The organism is Ureibacillus xyleni (assembly GCF_900217795.1).
Classification (GTDB): Bacteria; Bacillota; Bacilli; order Bacillales_A; family Planococcaceae; genus Ureibacillus; species Ureibacillus xyleni.
Genome location: NZ_OBMQ01000002.1, coordinates 171,780 through 192,033, shown reverse-complemented (window position 1 = coordinate 192,033; position 20,254 = coordinate 171,780). Strand labels below are relative to the sequence as shown.

Here is a 20,254-nt window from a genome sequence, read left to right as displayed (position 1 = left end):
TTCTAACCTAGTTCCATTTTTGAAAGGAGTTTTACCGGTTTGAATATAAAAAAAGAAAATAAAGAAGTAAAACTTATTCCTTTACTGATTGTCTTCCTTATTGGGTTAGTGATTTGGTTTATTCCCCCACCTGAAGGCTTACAAGTACAAGCATGGCATTTATTTGCTATATTCGTTGCAACCATTATTGGATTAATTATAAAACCAATTCCAATGGGTAGTATGGCAATTTTGGCATTAACCGTAATAGCCATAACGAAAACCTTAACTTTGGAGGAAGCTTTAAGTGGTTTTCAAAACTCCACTATATGGTTAATTGTCATAGCATTTTTTATTTCTAGAGGATTTATTAAAACAGGGTTAGGCACACGTGTTGCATATATTTTTGTGCGATTGTTTGGTAAAAAAACTTTAGGATTATCTTACTCACTTATTGCAAGTGACTTAATTCTCTCACCAGCTATGCCTTCTAATACAGCTCGTGCTGGTGGGATACTGCTACCGATTATTCGATCACTCTCAGAAACATATGGTTCAAGACATGATGATGGAACAGAAAGAAGAATCGGTTCTTTTTTAACAACCGCTTCTTTCCAAGGAAATATGATTACCTCTGCAATGTTTTTGACCGCTATGGCAGCTAACCCATTAGCAGCAAAAATTTCAGAAGATGTTGCAGATACAGAAATCACATGGGTAGGTTGGATGACAGCAGCCATTGTACCAGGATTAATTAGTTTAATATTAGTGCCATTTCTCATTTATAAAGTTTATCCACCTGAAATAAAAGAAACTCCCTCTGCCACTGAAGAAGCAAAAAGGAGATTAGACGAAATGGGTCCTTTAAAACGGGAAGAGTGGTGGATGATAGGAATATTCATACTCTTACTTGTTCTTTGGATTTTCGGCTCTAACTTTAACCTTGATGCTACATCAACAGCTTTTATTGGGTTAACTTTACTCTTACTTACACATGTATTATCTTGGTCCGACATTAAGCAAGAACAAGGAGCATGGGATACATTAATATGGTTTTCAGTGTTAGTTATGATGGCGATGTTTTTAAATAGTACCGGTTTAATTCCATGGTTTAGCGACAAAATGCAAGGTTTAATCGGTGGTACGTCTTGGATATTTGCTCTCATTATTCTTGTTATCATTTACTTTTATTCCCATTACTTTTTCGCTAGTAACACTGCTCATGTAAGTGCAATGTACGGGGCATTTCTCTCTGTCTTAGTAGTTGCTGGAGCTCCCCCGCTCGTATCAGCACTTATTCTTGCGTTCTTCAGTAACTTGTTTGGATGTTTAACAAACTACGGTAGTGGACCTGCCCCAGTTTTCTTTGGAACAGGGTATGTACCACAAGATAAATGGTGGATGATTGGTTTTATGCTTTCAATTGTACACTTAGTCGTTTGGATCGTAATCGGTGGACTTTGGTGGAAAGTACTTGGGCTATGGTAAAAAGAAAGCATGCTAAAACTTACTTAGCATGCTTTTATCTTCTTATCATAATGAGTTCATTGCTTCTAATAATTTGTCCAACTCTTCTTTACTTAATGTTACACCTTTCCCCATTTTTTCATGGTTCGGTGCCCAATCACGAATGTCGTATTTCGGTTCTCGTCCATTCCAGCTAATTAAATTAAGTTCCTTTGTCCACCCTTTTGATGTTTCAGAAAAAACAGCAATCTGTTTTGTTATTTCAAATTTAATTTCTGCCATGGATTTGTCCTTCTAATTTTTTAAGTACTTGTATTAACTAATACTATCACTTTCGCCAAACTTAGCAAATTTCCTTTTTGTCCATTCGAAACAAAAAGAGTTCATTTGTCTTACATAATGAATAGTAGTTTTGTCAATTTCCATAAAATGGTATAAAATTAAGATAAGAAGATGGATTGGAGATGTTTAAATGCTTGATAAAATTCTTGGCGGTTTATTTGGTGTAGCAATTGGAGATGCATTGGGAGCAACAACTGAATTTATGTCGCAAAAAGAAATTGAAGCTGAGCACGGTATCGTAAAAGACATCATTGGAGGCGGTTGTTGGGATGTACAACCAGGAGAAACAACAGATGATACTGCTATGACGATTGCTGTTGCAAAAGGAATTATTACAAATTTTGAAGATCCTATAGAAGACATAGGAAGACAATTCTTACTGTGGAAAAATACTAACCCTATAGATATTGGTATTACCATTAGAGTTGTTTTTAAACATTTTGAAGGTAATTGGTTCGAAGCAGCAAAAAGAGCACATGACATTTTAGATGGTAGAAGTGCAGGAAATGGCAGTTTAATGCGCTGTCTACCAGTTGCATTAGCATATTACGAAATTTATAAAATGGAACAGATTTCAGTTGCCCAATCTAAAATGACCCACTTCGATGACTTAGCTAGTGAAGCGTGCATTATTTATAATCGAATTGCCCATCGATTATTAAGGAATGATGATTTAAAAACAAGTATATTAGCTGAAATAAAAAATACACGTTATGAAAAAATTTCATCTTTAAAACCAGATTGTCCAGCAGATGGATTTGTCGTAAACTCAATGAAATGGGCTTTATATTGGCTATTAAATTACGTGTCATTTGAAGAAGTTGTAATTGGAGCAACAAATATCGGTGGAGATAGTGATACAATAGCAGCTATTGCAGGTGGACTTAAAGGATTAGAAGTGGGATACAACAATTTACCAAATCACTATAAAAATAAAATATTAGATAAAGAGCAACTAGCTGATCTTGCAAATCAATTATTTGAAATAAGAGAAAGAGAAACTAACGCTTGAAGATAAATCACATAGTGCTGTCCTAAAATTGGAAAATTTAATTTTGGTGAAGAAAAATCACATCTTCTCTTCACCAAATTTTTTTGCTATTTTTAAGGGGCTATGAACTCTATTTTATCTCTATTTACCATTTGTAAAGATACAAAATTTACTTATAATAATGGTAAAGGGTTACAAAAATTTCTTTTATGAAGGTGGGTATTGATGAGCGAAGTATTGTTAAAACAGATTCTTGAGGAAATTTATTCAATGAAAAATGAAATTCACTTAATGAAAGATGACATTAATTCAATGAAAGATGAAATTCACTCAATGAAAGATGAAATTTATTCAATGAAAGATGAAATTCACTCAATGAAAGAAGACATTCACTCAATGAAAGAAGACATTCATTCATTAAAAGAAACGCAATATTTAATGATAGAACAACTCAATGAAACAAGTCAAATTGTTCTAGCAATACGTGACCGTCAAGAGGAAACCGATGCAAAACTAGACGCGCTTTCTATGGATGTGCAACAACTGCATGGTAAAGTTTCCGATCATGATGAAAGTATTAAACTATTGACAGAAATTCAAAAACAGCAACAACAACTACTCGAAACACTTTCTCTCCGTTCAATCAATCACGAAACAGAATTACGCTATTTAAAACAAGTATAGTTGGAAAATTCCACCACCTCTTTTAATCCTACTAATGGGAAGATGGATTATAGTACAAACCAACCATTCTTTAGTTTCGCATCCATTTCCCATTCAAATAAATATGAGAAAAAAAGACACCCAATTGTGGTAGGGCACTGAAAAAGTCGATTTTAATAAATTTTTATAATAAAAATACGCTCAGATCTTTTAGGAAGTGGGATTCACGAAGACTCCTACGGGAACAGCTTGAGCTGAAGACCCCGCAGGAGCTTGCGACGAGGAGGCTGAAGCCAAGCCCGTGGAAAGCGAAGTGAATCCCACCTTCTATTTAGAAGCAAATAATTACTATAAATTTTTATCGGTATTTAGTTTTTCAGTGGCTTCAATTGTGGATGTCTTCAAGTAAACTCATGTTTATTAAACTCTCAATAAACCCCGGAATCCTCTAGCTGCATAGTACGAGTCTGCACCATTGTGATACATGAAAACAGTGTCGTATCGACGATCACAAAAGATAGCTCCACCTAATTTCCGAATACTTTCAGGTGTTTTTACCCAACTTGAAGTTTTTAAATCAAATTCTCCTAGCTTCTGAAGGTCTCTGTATTGATCTTCCGTTAACAACTCAATGCCCATTTCTTTGGCCATATTCATCGCACTATTTTCTGGTTTATTTTTCTTCCTTTTTTCCAGTGCTTCATGGTCGTAACAAACACTTCTTCGCCCAGTTGGACTTTCTACTGAACAATCACAAAATATATATTCATTAATTTCCTGAATATACTCTACAACATCGGGTTCACCGCCTGTAGCTTCCATTTCATAGAGTGACCATAGTTTTTCAGGACTAGCTTCAAGCTTTTCTTGCACTTTTTCCCATTCAATCCCTACATGGCGCTCCATATTCTTTTCAAATCGCTTTTTTAATATTTTGATTAGCTCTTCTGCTTGTTCAGGTAATAACTGTTTTTTACTTGTCATGGTTGTTTCTCTCCCTATTTATATATAGTCTTTATTTTCTCTTGTAATTAGATTTTCATCAATAAAAGTCTGCCCATTATAAAAAAATTGTATAATGTAAAAGAGTAGGTGATGCAATGGATAAGAAAATGGAACGACGTAAAAGTATGATTCGAGCAGCTAGGAAATTATTTTCTCTACATGGATTTGAAAAAACAACAATGCAGAAGATTGCAGATGAATCAAATGTAGGAGTTGCAACTCTGTTTCGTCATTTTCCGAAAAAGGAACATCTAATTATTGAGGTTGTAAAGGAAGTTATTGAACAACAGGTCCCTCATTTTGAAGCAATTATTCAATCGAACAAAAAGGGTATTGAAAAAGTTGATGATATGTTAAATACATATATAAAGTATATTTTAGAAGAAGATCGAGATTCAATTAAGCTGTTAGAAACATTTGAAATGTACATTGTATTTATGCCGATTGAATCAGAGTTATTGGATGAAATTAGAAAATCTTATAAAAAAATAAGTGATATGATTCTATCCATCATAATAGAAGGCAAGGAAGATGGGAGCATCCAGCTTTCACTAAGTAACGAAATCGCCGCAAGTACCATTTTGAATATGTTTGGCACAGCGGTAAAAAAATATTCACTTTATAATATACTGCCAGAAGATGTGATAAGCCCAGTACCAAAAAAAGAACATTTAATCCTAGTTAAAGATTTATTCCTCTCGTATTTACAAGGTAAACAATAAACAGCGGCCTTTTTTAAAAAGACCGCTGTTTCATTATTTTACTAGATTAATTTCTAATAGTTTTTTCACAATGTTATCTGTGAGTTCTTGTGCTGTTTCTGGAACAAAATTCGTTAAAATTTGATTGACCATAGCACCCATCATACCACCAGCTGTGATGTCTAAATGCCCTGTCATTTTTGTATGCTCTTCATCGATCGGTTCTGCGAGGAAATATCCCCCACCGTTAAAGTTATCAGATAAACCACTTAAGTCGAATATCACCTCTTTTGGTTCATTCCACTCTTTAATATCAATCTTCAACTTTACTGTTTTTTTCATAAAACCGAGATCACCTTTAAATGCCCATGTTGATTGGCTTTCACTTAGTATTTCATGGTTAATGTAACCTGGAACAAGTGGAGCCCAGTTGTTCATATCATGGACAAACTCCCAAATCGTATTAATATTTAATGGGACTTCAACAATATGTGTTCCTTGTGGCATATTTTTCACCCTCTATTCTCTAGGTTTAATAATTAACGGCAGGCTGTTCTGCTAAATTTGCTGCATGTTGACCTGCTAAGAATCCGAATACCATTGCTGGTCCAATTGTTCCACCAGCACTTGGATATATTGGGCCTAGTGGATTAGCTGAGGCGTTACCGGCCGCATATAATCCTTTAATTGGTTCACCTTTGAAATCAACCACTTGTCCATTTTCGTTAATTTTTGGACCACCGTTCGTTCCTAGTGCTCCTAAATAGATTGGTAATGCATAAAATGGACCTTTTTCGATTTTTCCTAAATTATTTTCTGGGCTACCGCCTCCAGTAGTTAATGCTTCAAATTGTATTGTGCCACGGTGAAAATCCGGATCTTCGCCTTGTTCGCAATACTCATTCCATTTACGTATTTCATCCTCTAAACCATCCGGGTCAACACCAATTTTTTCAGCTAGTGCACGAATAGAGTCTGCTTGGTCTACCCATTCAGGCGCAGGATCACCAGGCATCATCGTGATGATTAGTTGGGAATCTTTTAATTGTTGATCAAAAATCAGCCAAACGGGTGCCTCATTAGGAAACTCCATTTTTACAGGATCAAAGTTGAAGAAGGAGCGTGGCATATCGTTATACGTAGTTCCTTCATGTACAAAACGACGACCGTACTTGTTTACAATAATAGAGTTTGGGCCATTACGACCGCTGCCTAGTTGCGCCATCACATGATCTTCGTATTCAAATGTTGGGTCCACCATAGCTGGGTACCACCAAGCTTCACTCATGTTAGCAAGAGCAGCCCCTGCTTTCATTGCCATCATCAAAGCGTCCCCTTCATTTCCTGGAGGTGTGACCGGATGGGTAATCTCTGCTTTTAGGAAAGCTTTAATTAATTGTTTATTCCATTCAAATCCACCTGACGCTAAGATTACGCCTTTACTAGCTGCAAAATGTAGAATTTCACCATCTTTAGTTTCAGCAACAACGCCAATTACTTGTCCATCATTATTGATAACTAAGTCTTTTCCAGCTGTTTCAATTAATGTTTCTACTCCTCGGTCTAAACATGCTTTAAATAAGGAAGCAACTAAAGACCTGCCCATTGTAACGATATTTTTTTGCATACGTTCAGCAACTAATTGAAAATCAATTCCTCCGACTGCTCCACCTTCTTCAAGTGTAAGTGGTGGGAAAATTGGATTTTGACGTAAAAGTGCACCCCATTCGCCAATCTCGTTAAGATCAAAGGGAGCAGGATCTAATGAGCGTGTTCCATTTTTTAATGCCTCATCCATTCGCTTGTAGTATTCCGGATAAGACAATGGAGTAGTAAATTTAACAGGGGTATTGTCATGTAAAAATTTTATAATTTCATGTCCTTTATCTACGAAAGTTTCAATCATATGATCATCCGCTCTTCCAAGAGAAAGCCTTTTGATGAAAGTAATTGCATCCTCACGATTGTCCTCAAAACCTGCCTCTTTCATATAATGATTGAGAGGAATCCATGGTACGCCACCAGAATAAGCAGTTGTCCCACCTATTTGATGTGTTTTTTCAAGAACCAATACATTCGCACCGTTTTCAGCTGCTGCAACCGCCGCAGTTAAAGCAGCACCTCCAGAACCTAGTACAATTACATCTACTTCTTTATCCCATTGAATAGAACCAGTATCAAACAAGAAATCATCCCCTTTGCGCTCTTTTGATAGCGTCACTATCATTAATTTAATTATCATGGAGAATTCTGACTTTTTCAAGTTAATTTTTATAATTTTTAGAAAATTAAAATCGAATTCCTTGTGATAATGATTTACGAACGAGAAAAAAGGCAATTCAATCAAATGGGAAGATATCTGATATCAACACATTTTCTTGAACTGCCTTTTAAATTTATTCAGTTACTACATTCGTATCATTGTTGTAATTATATTGAGAAGGGTCAACTGGAGTATATCCTGTTGGTGTATAGAATCTTAATAAATCACCGTTTACAACTTTATCCGACAATTGCAATTTATAATCCACTTCTTTTTTGATAGCGTTTGCCATCTCAACTTGGCTATCTTCTAATGGTAAACCAGTTTTGCTATCGTAAAGCTTTTCATCAATTGAATAAATTGTAGGACCTACAAAATCTCCATTTCTAAATGGAACAATATCATTATGTTCTTCTGATAATAAATCTGAACCAAATTGAACATAGTTTTGTGAATCAATTCCCAATAAATGTAACACTGTTGGAAGAAGGTCGATTTGGCCTCCGTAAGTATGGTTGTTTCCACCTTGCATTCCTGGTACGTGTATGAATAATGGTACCTTTTGTAAATTAGCATTTTCATAAGGTGTAATTTCTTTACCAATGATTTGTTCCATCGCTTTATTATGATTATCTGAGATACCATAATGGTCACCGTAAAGAACAATCATACTATTATCGTATAAACCAGATACTTTTAATTGATTAAAGAACTGTTCAATTGCTTCATCCGCATAACGTGCCGTTTGGAAATAATTATCGACACTCGCATCACCCGTATTAGCTTTCTCAATTGTTGTTAGCTCTTGATTAATTTTATAAGGATAATGATTCCCCACCGTAATAAATTTCGTGTAGAAAGGTTGCGGTAAAGTATTTAAAAGATCTGCTGATTGCTCGAAAAATGGTTTATCTAACAAACCATATTCAGCCATGTCTTCTGGTGAGCTTGTGTCATAGAAGTTGGCATCAAAGAATTTATCGTAACCAAATGATTTATAAATAACGTTTCGATTCCAGAAAGATCCTCCATTACCATGGAAAACTGCAGATGTATAACCATTGTCCTTTAATATACCAGGAGCTGCTTGGTACGTATTTTGTCCCTTTGTAATAAAAGCAGATCCTTGTGGTAATCCAAATAAAGAATTTTCTAGCATAAATTCTGCGTCCGATGTTTTACCTTGCGCTGTTTGATGGAAGAAATTATCAAAGTACAAAGTATTTTCATCTTTTGATAATGAATTTAAGAATGGTGTAACTTCTTCACCATTTAATTTATAGTTGATAATAAAGTTTTGCATTGATTCTAAATGTAAATAAATAACGTTCATGCCTTTTGCAGCACCGAAATATTCCGGATTTGGTTCTGCATAGTTTGACTTTGCATAGTTAATAACTTCTGTCATATCATCGCTATCAGCTAAAGCTCTTTGTGAAGATGCCTTAACTGTTTCAGCTGCATCATAAATTGTATAGTTATACATTCCTAAATATTTCACAATATAGTTTCGATCAAAACCACGTGTTAATAATTGAGGACGATCTGCTTCAGCTAGTCCCAAATTAACAATTGATACTGCTAACGCAAATGCAGTAATTACAATTCCTTTTCTATAACCTATTCCACTTACTTGCTTTTGTACTTTTTTTGTAAAACGCAAGTAAAATATTACAAATACGTCCACAAAGAACAAAATATCATAAGGTTTTAATAATGAAAGAACACTACCACCTAAGTCTCCAAAATTTTGTGTTTGGAAGATTGTAGGTAATGTAATGAAATCGCTAAAGAATCGGTAATAAACAACATTCGCATATAAGAGAAATGATATAAGTGCGTAAATAATAACTAGTGCAGTATATCTTCTTTTTCCTTTAAATAAAAATGAAAATCCTAGAAAAATAAGCGCTGAACCTATTGGATTAATAAATAGAAGAAATTGTTGCATGAATCCTTCTGCACCAAGTTCGAACTGTATTGTTTGAGTTAGGTATGTTTTAATCCATAACATCAGAACAGCTAGAAAGTATATCCCTAAAAATTTGTTTAATAGGTCATCTTTTGCTTTTACTAAACTAATCATTTTTACACCTACCTTTTAATAATCAGATTTATAATATATTAGCAAACTATTATTTTACAATAACTTTTTATAGCTTATATATATTATTCCTATTTTACACTTCTGTCAAGTTCATATAACGAAAGACAATTAGTTATAGTTCCTTCTAATAGATATCATTTCATTAAAATGTGATTGATTTGTGACCGACATTTCCAGCCATTGCTCAATCATCAATACAATTTTTCTTATTTATAATTTTTCTCTCATTCACCTACTAGAATGTACTACACTACAAATATCATCATTATTTTGAACAAGGAGGGTTTTACTTTATGAATCAAACCATTTCGATACAAAATGTCAGTAAAAGCTTTGGAAAAAAAGTTGTCCTAAAAGATATTAACTTCGAAATTATGGAAGGACGTATTTATGGTTTTATTGGACCTTCTGGAGCAGGAAAAACAACACTCGTTAAAATGATTGTAGGGATGGATGTTCCAGATCAAGGTTCCATTTATTTGTTAGGTGAAAAAATGCCGAATTTAAATATGTTGCAACAAATTGGCTATATGGCTCAATCTGATGCACTGTACAAAGAACTTACTGGAAAAGAGAATTTAATGTTTTTTGCTTCACTTTATCATTTAAACAAACTTGAGCGAAAAAGTCGCATTGAATATGCTGCAAAATTAGTCAATTTAACGGCGGACCTTAATAAAAAAGTATCTGCGTATTCTGGTGGGATGAGACGTCGATTATCTCTTGCAATTGCTTTAATTCAGAATCCAAAAGTACTTATTTTAGACGAACCAACAGTTGGTATCGACCCTGAATTAAGATTAAGTATTTGGAACGAACTGTTAAGACTTAAAAACGAAGAGGGCAAAACCATAATTGTAACTACTCACGTTATGGATGAGGCCGATAAATGTGATTATATTTCTATGGTTCGCGAAGGCTCTCTTATTGCAACAGGTACACCTGACCAATTGAAAGAAAAGTATAAGGCGCATAATCTTGATGAGGTATTTTTAGCAGCTGGGAGGTTAATTAATGAGAACTCTAGCGCTTATTAAAAGAATTTTATTACAAATTGTGAGAGACAAACGCACTTTAGCTTTACTATTTATCGCCCCACTTTTAATACTAACCCTTATGAACTTAGTGTTTAATGGGAAGACAGTAAAACCTATATTAGGAATTGAAAATGGTAGCCAACAATTAATTGAATCTTTCAAAGAGGTAGATATTGTTGCACAGGAATATGTTGATATTTCAGATATCGAACACGCCATATCGAAATATAATTTAGACGGCTTTTTACAAATAGACGGTACTGAAACTACGCTCACACTACTAAATGAAGATCCAACAGTAGCTAAAAGTTTAGAAATGAAAGTCAAACAAGTCATTAGTAAAGAAGTTCAGTTTAAGCTAACGGGCACAAACCAAAGCAACGATCATATACAAACAAACTATATTTATGGTAGTAGCGATACGAAAATTTTCGATACTTTTAGCCCAATACTCGTAGGATTTTTTGTGTTCTTTTTTGTGTTCTTAATTTCTGGTATTGGTTTACTAAATGAACGAACAACGGGAACTCTTGAGCGTTTAATGGCAACACCTATTCGGAGAGGCGAGATTGTTGCTGCTTATCTGATAGGTTATGGGTTACTAGCTTTCCTACAAACGGTCATTGTTGTTCTATTTTCAATCAATGTATTAGATATCATTTTAGTCGGCTCTTTTTGGAATGTTATTTTAATTAATGTCATTGTAGCCATTGTCGCATTGTCACTCGGAATATTGTTATCTTCTTTTGCTAGCTCTGAATTTCAAATGGTGCAGTTTATTCCATTAGTAATTGTTCCTCAAATCTTTTTTTCTGGTATCTTTTCGATTGAAGGAATGGCAGATTGGTTACAAGTTTTAGCGAAACTAATGCCCTTGTATTATGCAGCCGATGCGTTAAAAGGGGTCATGTATAAAGGGGCTACCTTATCTGAAATAAGCAATGACCTATATATTTTATTAGCTTTTGCCGTAGTGTTTATCATCTTAAATTTATTCGCCCTAAAAAGATATCGAAAATTGTAGTTCCCAATTAATTAATAAAAGAGCCCTTAAAAACGCAATTAGCATTTTCAAGAGCTCTTTCTTTATCTACCTATTTTTTCTCTAATACTAAATTTTCTTTCTTTTTCTTAGAAACTAAACTTGATAGTGTATCTGGTAGTGCGATTAGAGCTGGAACAAAAATCGGCAACAAAATAAAGCATAGCACGATTAAACCAGTAATAACCGCTACAGCCAACTCTATTAATAATACAATTCCTGCTGGCATAAGCGTTGCAAAAGTACCACCAAGGATAATTACGGCTGAAATGATAACTCCCCCTGTATGCTTCGAAGCTAAAACAATCGCTTCTTGAGGAGACAGGTTTGGATATTCCTTAAAGCGCATCATTAAGAAAATACTATAATCTACTCCCAACGCTACAATAATAATGAAGGAGAAAAACGGTACAAAGGAAGAAATGCCTGCATACCCTAATAAATCTAAGAAAATAAAGTTAATAATGAACATCGCTGTAAAGTAAGCTCCAACAAGTGATGCTGTAATAAACACCGGAGTCCAGAATGAACGAATTACTAAGAATAAAACAAGTAATACGCCAATAATAACGATGATTGTTGTTCTATTTAAGTCACTCGATAAAACATCGTTCATGTCTTTCGTTGCAGCCGTTGTTCCTGCTGTTCCACTTTTTGCATCTGAAAGGATAGTACCCTTTAACCCAGTTGAAAGTTATCAAGTTTATAGCTCACCATTAAGGTTGTGCCATCTTCAGAGACTAAAGAGCTTTTTGCATCAGGTATGCTAAAAGGGTCAATCATATCTGTAACTCCGAGTTCAGAGCTACTGCTACGAATTGCCTTTACCGAATCTTCAATCTTCTCCATTTCATCGTCTGATATTTTCTTTTCATCGTAAAAAACGATGAGATTGTCGCTACCTTTTGCCGTTTCCATTTTCTTCAATAGCTCACTTGCAATAACAGACGGACTATTACTACTTGTTCCTTGTTGACCTTGCTGGCGTAATATTGCATTAATGTCAGGTTGAATAACCGTTAGCAATATAGTCACAACAAGCCAAATTGAGAAAATGACCCAACGTCCTTTTATGATGCTTTTCACCTTGCATCCTCCAATTAGTTTGATTTTTTGCGTTTGTCCTTGTTAGAAAAGTATAAAATATCAATGTAATCATTGTTATCCATACCGTCTGCAATCATTTTTTCTTTAACCGCAGAAACTAATAATTTCATCCCTTTCTCCACATCCTCCTGTTCACTTGGCGATAAAAGATCTAACACACCTACTAAAGATTGATTCGTCATCTCAGAAATACTTTCATTAAGATCTTCAGCTAAACGAGGAGATAACGAAATATCAACAATTCGTTTATCCTTTTCATTAGGAGCCTTTACTAACAACCCTTTCGCTATTAATCTTTCAACAATTTCAGAAACAGTACTTTGTGTCATCTTTAAGTTTTGGCAAAGTTGTTTAATGCTTACTGTTTTATGAGCATATACATCGCCTATTACTCGTATTTGTGGAATAGTTACACCATGCTCTTCCGCTGTTTTCTGTAGACTTTTCATTGTAAAGCGATGAATAAAATTAATAGATTTTCCAATAAATTCTGCTCTATTCAATAGTTTACATCCCCTTTCACCATTACATCGGTCACGATACATCGCACACGATATATATATTATTCACAGTGGTCTATTTTGTCAATTTACAGAGACATTTTTACTAGCAAAAAAAGCACCTCCGTATCTAGAGATGCTGTTGAAAAAAATTTATATTAATAAAATTCACTGCCACTTATAGCAGAAACTGCTTTGCAAAATTTTGCCCATTTTACAGGATAGTGATTACTTCCCATTTTGATTTCACAGTAAGTGTCATATTCGATACGAACAGACCAATGACCTCCATCTAAAACATATGGTTGAATATATTCTTCAGCCCAGTTTAGAAAGTCACATTTGTATAATTCCTCTAGAAACCAATCTATCACTTCTTCCTTATCTAACTCAATCGTCACATCAAAGTATGGACCCGGGAATCCACCACTGCTTGCATAAATTTTTCTTACCATATTATATGGTTTTCTTCCTCTATATTTCTTCCAAGTATGGTGACAATCCATACAATAGTATTTGGCATTGCCTATTGTATAGGTTTCTACATATTCAACCATACATTGATATGGATTAATTTGAATTTCGGGCTCATTAGGTATTTCTGGGATTATATCGTAAGTATTATTTCTATTACATTTTGGACAAGTTGGTGTTTTTCTTCGTTGCCTCGTCAATTTGTTGCCCTCATTTCTCTATCGTTTTTTTCTACTTTTATATGAACGATCAATATTACTTCCATTCCCTGAAAACAACTCATTTTTCTTACGTCCACTATCTGGATTCTGACTTACCCTCAATCTATTTTCAAAGACTTATTGTAGAAGATTCATCCCATTTTTTTGTCCAATTATATCACGTATTCTACTGTTACCTAGAAGACAATAAAACATTATCTTCACTGTACTCATATGCTACATATAGTACTTAGTATCTAATAATCCAATTTCAGTTTACGTGTATACTATTCGTTTTTTAAATGCAGTGTTAATTAAGTCCTATAATCTTCCATTAAAAACCATTAACGATAATATATTTCGAACACAAAAAATACCTCACTTTTTACACCTTAACGTAAATATTTGCTCGAAAACGTATTGATTTTAATATAAGTTAACTCTATAATAATATATTATAAAAATAATCCAGTATATTCCAATAATACAATAAATTATTACATTTATAGTAATTTTATACCATTAGGAGGGATTTTTATGGCAACACAAAAAAGAGGGGTACCGTTTTCTATTAGAAAAAAGTTAATCACAGTTTCAATTCTCTTATTAATTATCCCGATGGCCATTTTAGGAGTTATTAGCTACCAAAAAAGTTCAGGTAGTTTAGACGAACTTGGTCGAGTAAACTTACAAAATAGTGTCAATATGACCATTGAAATGATAGATTCTCTACATAAAGAAGTTGAGAAAAATAATATTACATTAGAAGAAGCCCAGGAAAAAGTAAAAGTCGCCGTTCTTGGTGAAATGGATCAAGAAGGGAAACGTCCTATCAATTCCAACATTAATCTTGGGAAAAATGGTTACATCATGATTCATGACCAACAAGGAATTCTGGTTGCCCACCCAAGTTTAGAAGGGGAAAATACATTTGAGTTTGAAGATTCCAATGGATATAAATTTGTACAAGAAATTATTAAAGCAGGAAATGCAGGGGGAGAATATGTTTATTATGATTGGCCACTTCCTGAAAATGAAAATAAACGTGAAAAGAAAGTAGTTTATGCAAAAAATTATGATAAGTGGGGCTGGACAATAAGTGCAAGTACATATCTTTTAGATTTTAATGCTCCTGCAAAACAAATCTTAAACACAATTGCTATTATTGTAGCTTTAACCTTATTAATAGGTATAGTTATTATCTGGACATTTGCAAATAATATTTCTAATCCTATCAAGATTGTTACAGACCGTATGCACCATTTAGCTAGTGGTGATTTAAGTCAAGAATTACTTCAATTCAAAGTAAAAGATGAAGTCGGTAAATTAGCTGAAGCAATGAATAAAATGCAAATAAATATTCGAGATATGATAAGCAATATATTAAAAGATTCTCATATTATCTCGGGCCATAGCGATGAACTAACACAAGCAACGTTTGAAGTAAAACAAGGTTCCGAGCAAATTTCGATTACGATGGAAGAGTTAGCAAAGGGAGCTGATCGACAAGCAAATAGTACAAGTAACATTTCAAATATTATGGCTAGTTTTGCAGAAAAGGTTCAAATCGCACATAATTATGGGGAACGAGTTCAAAAGTCTGCAAATGAAGTATTAACGTTAACAAACGAAGGTAGTAAGTTAATGGAATCGTCCTCAGATCAAATGAAAAAGATTGATCAGATTGTACGCGAATCTGTGAATAAAGTGAACGATTTGCATGTTGAAACACAGGAAATTTCTAAATTAGTAGTTGTTATTAAGGACATTGCAGATCAAACTAATCTTTTATCATTAAATGCTGCAATCGAAGCTGCAAGAGCCGGCGAACATGGAAAAGGCTTTGCAGTTGTTGCAGATGAAGTAAAAAAACTAGCAGAACAAGTCGCAGTATCTGTAACTGATATTACTAGTATCGTATGTAATATTCAAAATGAATTTAGTAACGTAAGTGATTCGTTACAAAATGGTTATAAAGAAGTGGAGCAAGGAACAACAAAAATCGAACTGACGTATAAAACATTTAATAATATAAGTGATTCATTGAAGGAAATGGCAAATAGTATTCAAAATATATCAGCAAACTTAACAAATATTGCCTCTAGTAGCCAAGAAATGAGCAACTCCATTATAGAAGTGGCAGCAATATCCGAAGAAAATGCTGCTGGTGTAGAACAAACTGCAGCAGCATCACAACAATCCATTAGTTCGATGGATGAAATCACGAATAGCGCAGGTCAATTATCAAAACTTGCAGAGGATTTAAATGATTTAGTTTCTAAATTTAAAATTGAATAAATAAGAATTTTACCATCCGGAAAACTCACCTCTGGATGGTAACTTTTATTTTAATAAGAAGTTAATTAAGAAAGTGATGACATAAAGGAATTACGTTTGGCATACTTTTTCATTTTAATTTTACATTAAGATTTCTAACTGATCTCTAACATCTTTGTAATCTTCAATGGCCCTAGCGAATTGATCATCATATTGTCTGTAATCATTCACTTTCCCATGCCCAAAAGCCGGATGCATGGCTAGGTCCGTAATTTGAGCTTGGACTTCTTGTAATTCTTTTAATGCTTCATAGGCCTTTGCATGTTCTTCTGGCGGATTTTCTAAATTACTTAATTGTTCTTCTATCTCTTTTTGTTTCTTATCTAATTCTTCAAATTTCCCCTCTTCAATGTACTTATTGTAGACCGTACCACACTCCCAACAATTAATGAACCATATTGATTCATAAATGGGTCATTTAACGTGTTGTACCATTTGTCTATATATGACTTAACGATTGTTTCGCTTTCAATTGCAAGGTCCTCAATATTATCAAAGGTTGTATTTAAGTCCTCTTTATATTTATTTGCGGCAGCACCACAGCCAGACATTAAAATAACCATTAATATTAAAGTCGGAAAAAATCTCATAAAATAACCTCCCTGTGAAGGAAGCCACTGAAAAACTAAATACCGATAAAAATTTATAGTAATTATTTGCTTCTAAATAGAAGGTGGGATTCACTTCGCTTTCCACGGGCTTGGCTTCAGCCTCCTCGTCGCAAGCTCCTGCGGGGTCTTCAGCTCAAGCTGTTCCCGTAGGAGTCTTCGTGAATCCCACTTCCTAAAAGATCTGAGCGTATTTTTATTATAAAAATTTATTAAAATCGACTTTTTCAGTGCCCTACCGTGAAGTTCGCTTTTAGTATAATATCTCACTTGTTTTAAAAAATATTGACTACAATATTTACCTTTTAACTTTTATAATGAGGAATACTACATAGAAAAAAAAACACTATTAAATTAAATAGTATTGTCATTATGTATTGGCTTTTGAACATGATAATATTGAAAAAACAAGAAGGAGTAAAAAATGACCTCGTACCAACGTAAAATAACTGCTGCTTTACTTGTAGCAACATTTTTATCTGCAATTGAAGGAACCATTATTAGTACTGCTACACCAGCTATTGTAAAAAATCTAGGCGGACTCGATTTGATTAGTTGGGTATTTGCTATCTATTTACTTACTTCCGCCGTTACAACACCTATTTTTGGCAAATTGGCTGATCTCTTTGGACGTAAAAAGGTTTTTATCGTGGGAACTTCGATTTTTTTAGTGGGCTCTTTATTATGCGGCCTTTCACAAAATATGGGGCAACTGATATTATTTCGTGGGTTACAAGGTATCGGTGCTGGCGCCGTCATCCCTATTACCTTTACTATAATTGGCGATATATTTACTTTCGAACAACGTGCAAAAATTCAGGGACTATTCAGTTCAATTTGGGGAATTGCTGGTCTTTTTGGTCCACTAGTTGGTGGTTCACTAGTCGATTATGTTAGTTGGCATTGGATCTTTTTTATTAATCTTCCTTTTGGATTAATTTCTATATGGATTATTGGTAAACATTTAGAGGAAAACATCGAGAAACAAAAGCGGAAAATTGATTATGGTGGTGCAATTACGTTCACAATTGGGACAACTGCCATCCTTTATCTGCTTTTATCTGGACAATTTAATTCAATGTTCACCTATGTACTATTAATCGTCGCTATCCTATTTCTTGCAGTTTTTGTATTCATCCAGATTAAACATCCAGAACCAATCATCCCAATAAAACTGTTTCAATATCGAGAAATTTTGATTTCGAACATTGTTGCCTTTTTAGCAAGCGTCATTACAATCGGCCTCACAACCTATATCCCATTATGGACTCAAAGTGTGCTTCATAAAGGGGCTATGTTTTCTGGTTTTGTTTTACTACCTATGTCAATTGGTTGGCCACTTGGAGCAACATTTGGAAGTCGCCTCCTAATCAAATTTGGCCCAAAACCGATTTCGCTAATTGGCATTTTGCTTGTGACAATTGGTTCGTTCGCTTTAACGTTTATCACCATTTCATCGCCAATTTGGATGTTACTATGCATTATTTTCGTAATGGGATTAGGATTTGGGTTTTCGATGACCACATTTACAATTGTTGTTCAATCTGCTGTTGGCTGGAATCTCCGGGGAGTAGCTACATCTTCTAATACATTTGTTCGCACATTAGGACAAGCATTAGGAGTAGCTGTACTAGGAACGTACCTAAATCAACATATAGGCGTTTCAACAAGTTCAACAAGCGTATCACAAGTAGCGTCAACTTCTCTAGAAGCTGGTATTCACGGCATCTTTATTATCATGGCTGGAATTGCGTTAGCGAGCCTCATCGTAACATTCCTAGTTCCTAAGAAAAAAGAACAGGAAGAAGCGATTTGATTGAAGCAAAATAAGTACCGAAAATTTCTCGGTACTTATTTTTTAGTTCATACTTCTCATCACAAATAATTAGCTAAAACAAAAATTGTAATACAATATATATCTACTGGAATTGATATAAGCCATATTAGAATCCAGTTGCATTTTAATAATACATTTGGTGGTATCGTGTTGATTAAAGGTGTGCTTTTTTCTAGTACTTTATCTGTTTTATTAAGATTAGGATTATTATAATCACTCTCTAAAAAAGCATATTGAGCATTTTTAATCGACAATTTCCCACTCCCCTCATCAAATTCAGCTCTTTTTCCAGTATATAACTTATGAATTCAAATTATTTCAAAACCAAAAAAATTGGCTCCGGACGCATCCGGTTAAAACCGCATTCATTCGGAGCCAATCTAACCTATTCTACTCTTGACTTTCCGTATTATTCTCAAAGTTATCAAGCAATGCTCGTACTTCGTCAGTTGACTTTGTGCTCATTAATTGATTTCTTAATTCACCCGCGCCACGAAATCCTTTCACATATATTTTGAAAAAACGGTGCAACGCTGTGATGGAACGTGGTAATTCCTCTGAATATTTATCTTGAAGATCAAGTTGCAATCTTAAAAGATCAAGATATTCCTTCGTGCTATGTTCTTTCGGTTCCTTTTCGAAGGCAAATGGATTTTTAAATATCCCACGCCCAATCATAATCCCATCAACACCATACTTTTTGGCAAGCATCAGGCCAGTTTGACGGTCCGGAATATCCCCATTGATTGTCAAAAGGGTATTTGGAGCTATTTCGTCACGAAGTTTCTTAATCTCCGGAATGAGTTCCCAGTGCGCATCAACTTGACTCATTTCCTTTCTTGTTCGTAGATGAATAGAGAGGTTCGCGATGTCTTGTTTTAAAATATGTGTAAGCCATTCTTGCCACTCGTCTATTTCTGTGTACCCAAGCCTTGTCTTCACACTTACGGGTAATCCTCCAGCTTTTGCTGCCTGAATCAGTTCTGCTGCAACTTCTGGACGCAGAATAAGGCCACTACCTTTCCCTCTCGATGCTACATTTGGTACAGGGCAACCCATATTAATATCAATACCTTTAAATCCAAGCTCTTCCATGCCAATACTCATTTGGCGGAAATATTCTGGATTATCTCCCCAAATATGTGCGACCATGGGCTGTTCATCTTCTGTAAAAATTAAACGGCCGCGCACACTTTTGTTCCCCTCTGGATGACAATAGCTATCCGAATTTGTAAACTCTGTGAAAAATACATCCGGTCGACCAGCTTTACTTACTACGTGACGGAAAACCACATCGGTCACATCTTCCATTGGTGCAAGTACAAAAAATGGCCGTGGTAAATCATGCCAAAAATTATCTATCATTTCAAACTCATATCCTCTCATATAGGTACAACTTAAAAATCTTCTAATAATATAAGTTAAATATACTTCTTTTACATTTTATATCATGATTAATATCCAATTATCAAACACACAATACTTGGAAATCTTTTTAATAATAATTGGAATAGAACCTTCTATTCCATACTGCATTTCTATTATATCACTATAAAATAAGACAGCGACTTTGAAAGAAAATATAAAAAAGACG

19 protein-coding genes are annotated in these 20,254 nt (G+C 34.5%); 8 read left to right on the top strand and 11 right to left on the bottom strand.

From position 1 onward, the window contains the following. The first annotated feature begins 39 nt into the window (after nt 1-39). On the top strand, nt 40-1,467 hold the full coding sequence (locus CRO00_RS04770) for an anion permease (RefSeq protein ID WP_097072529.1): 1,428 nt from the start codon (nt 40-42) through the stop codon (nt 1,465-1,467). 45 nt (nt 1,468-1,512) lie between these two features. Here the strand turns inward: CRO00_RS04770 and CRO00_RS04765 are convergent, their stop codons facing one another. Then, nucleotides 1,513-1,728: a YdbC family protein gene (locus CRO00_RS04765; RefSeq protein ID WP_097072528.1), complete on the bottom strand. Its 216-nt coding sequence runs from the start codon at nt 1,726-1,728 to the stop codon at nt 1,513-1,515. A gap of 190 nt (nt 1,729-1,918) precedes the next feature. Here CRO00_RS04765 and CRO00_RS04760 point away from each other — a divergent pair, with 190 nt between their 5' ends. Together CRO00_RS04760 and CRO00_RS20410 are read left to right on the top strand one after the other, a co-directional pair. Beyond that, nucleotides 1,919-2,800, top strand: coding sequence for an ADP-ribosylglycohydrolase family protein (locus CRO00_RS04760; protein WP_097072527.1), 882 nt, complete (start codon nt 1,919-1,921; stop codon nt 2,798-2,800). Nucleotides 2,801-3,004: 204 nt separating this feature from the next. Next, nucleotides 3,005-3,463, top strand: a complete 459-nt coding sequence (locus CRO00_RS20410; protein WP_237658325.1) for a hypothetical protein — start codon at nt 3,005-3,007, stop codon at nt 3,461-3,463. Nucleotides 3,464-3,862: 399 nt separating this feature from the next. Here CRO00_RS20410 and CRO00_RS04750 read toward each other — a convergent pair whose 3' ends face one another. Further along, entirely contained in the window at nt 3,863-4,426 is a 564-nt protein-coding gene (locus tag CRO00_RS04750; RefSeq protein ID WP_097072526.1) for a DUF4256 domain-containing protein, read from the bottom strand. 116 nt (nt 4,427-4,542) lie between these two features. Between CRO00_RS04750 and CRO00_RS04745 the strand changes: the two genes are divergently transcribed. Next, nucleotides 4,543-5,169 (top strand): TetR/AcrR family transcriptional regulator, encoded by a 627-nt coding sequence (locus CRO00_RS04745; RefSeq protein WP_097072525.1) that lies wholly within the window; start codon nt 4,543-4,545, stop codon nt 5,167-5,169. 33 nt (nt 5,170-5,202) lie between these two features. Here CRO00_RS04745 and CRO00_RS04740 read toward each other — a convergent pair whose 3' ends face one another. The 3 genes from CRO00_RS04740 to ltaS all read right to left on the bottom strand — a co-directional run bounded on the left by CRO00_RS04740 (nt 5,203) and on the right by ltaS (nt 9,497). Further along, entirely contained in the window at nt 5,203-5,655 is a 453-nt protein-coding gene (locus CRO00_RS04740; RefSeq protein WP_097072524.1) for an SRPBCC family protein, read from the bottom strand. A gap of 25 nt (nt 5,656-5,680) precedes the next feature. Further along, on the bottom strand, nt 5,681-7,411 hold the full coding sequence (locus CRO00_RS04735) for an FAD-dependent oxidoreductase (protein WP_161946611.1): 1,731 nt from the start codon (nt 7,409-7,411) through the stop codon (nt 5,681-5,683). A gap of 133 nt (nt 7,412-7,544) precedes the next feature. Continuing rightward, on the bottom strand, nt 7,545-9,497 hold the full coding sequence (ltaS, locus tag CRO00_RS04730; RefSeq protein ID WP_097072522.1) for a lipoteichoic acid synthase: 1,953 nt from the start codon (nt 9,495-9,497) through the stop codon (nt 7,545-7,547). A gap of 314 nt (nt 9,498-9,811) precedes the next feature. Here ltaS and CRO00_RS04725 point away from each other — a divergent pair, with 314 nt between their 5' ends. Continuing rightward, entirely contained in the window at nt 9,812-10,555 is a 744-nt protein-coding gene (locus CRO00_RS04725; protein WP_097072521.1) for an ABC transporter ATP-binding protein, read from the top strand. Beyond that, nucleotides 10,533-11,579: an ABC transporter permease gene (locus CRO00_RS04720; RefSeq protein ID WP_097072520.1), complete on the top strand. Its 1,047-nt coding sequence runs from the start codon at nt 10,533-10,535 to the stop codon at nt 11,577-11,579. Before CRO00_RS04725 ends, CRO00_RS04720 begins: the two co-directional genes overlap by 23 nt. Nucleotides 11,580-11,649: 70 nt before the next feature. On the opposite strand, the gene CRO00_RS04715 is transcribed toward CRO00_RS04720, so the two are convergent. The 4 genes from CRO00_RS04715 to CRO00_RS04705 form a co-directional block, all read right to left on the bottom strand. Next, nucleotides 11,650-12,267 carry an MMPL family transporter gene (locus CRO00_RS04715; protein ID WP_101918857.1) on the bottom strand — a complete coding sequence of 206 codons (618 nt, stop codon included), beginning with the start codon at nt 12,265-12,267 and terminating at the stop codon, nt 11,650-11,652. Between the two features lie 8 nt (nt 12,268-12,275). After that, nucleotides 12,276-12,683 (bottom strand): MMPL family transporter, encoded by a 408-nt coding sequence (locus tag CRO00_RS19945; protein ID WP_101918856.1) that lies wholly within the window; start codon nt 12,681-12,683, stop codon nt 12,276-12,278. Nucleotides 12,684-12,697: 14 nt separating this feature from the next. Beyond that, entirely contained in the window at nt 12,698-13,207 is a 510-nt protein-coding gene (locus CRO00_RS04710; RefSeq protein WP_097072519.1) for a MarR family winged helix-turn-helix transcriptional regulator, read from the bottom strand. Nucleotides 13,208-13,362: 155 nt separating this feature from the next. Next, complete coding sequence (locus CRO00_RS04705; RefSeq protein WP_097072518.1) at nt 13,363-13,878, bottom strand: hypothetical protein; 516 nt, start codon at nt 13,876-13,878, stop codon at nt 13,363-13,365. A gap of 537 nt (nt 13,879-14,415) precedes the next feature. Here CRO00_RS04705 and CRO00_RS04700 point away from each other — a divergent pair. Next, complete coding sequence (locus CRO00_RS04700; RefSeq protein WP_097072517.1) at nt 14,416-16,176, top strand: methyl-accepting chemotaxis protein; 1,761 nt, start codon at nt 14,416-14,418, stop codon at nt 16,174-16,176. 362 nt (nt 16,177-16,538) lie between these two features. Here CRO00_RS04700 and CRO00_RS04695 read toward each other — a convergent pair whose 3' ends face one another. Continuing rightward, nucleotides 16,539-16,805, bottom strand: a complete 267-nt coding sequence (locus tag CRO00_RS04695; protein WP_097072516.1) for a hypothetical protein — start codon at nt 16,803-16,805, stop codon at nt 16,539-16,541. Between the two features lie 442 nt (nt 16,806-17,247). Here CRO00_RS04695 and CRO00_RS04690 point away from each other — a divergent pair, with 442 nt between their 5' ends. Further along, the gene (locus CRO00_RS04690; protein ID WP_097072515.1) at nt 17,248-18,639 is read left to right on the top strand and encodes an MDR family MFS transporter; all 1,392 of its coding nucleotides are present in this window, start codon (nt 17,248-17,250) and stop codon (nt 18,637-18,639) included. Between the two features lie 411 nt (nt 18,640-19,050). Here the strand turns inward: CRO00_RS04690 and CRO00_RS04680 are convergent, their stop codons facing one another. Continuing rightward, nucleotides 19,051-20,046, bottom strand: a complete 996-nt coding sequence (locus tag CRO00_RS04680) for a tRNA dihydrouridine synthase (RefSeq protein WP_097072513.1) — start codon at nt 20,044-20,046, stop codon at nt 19,051-19,053. Nucleotides 20,047-20,254 lie beyond the last annotated feature (208 nt).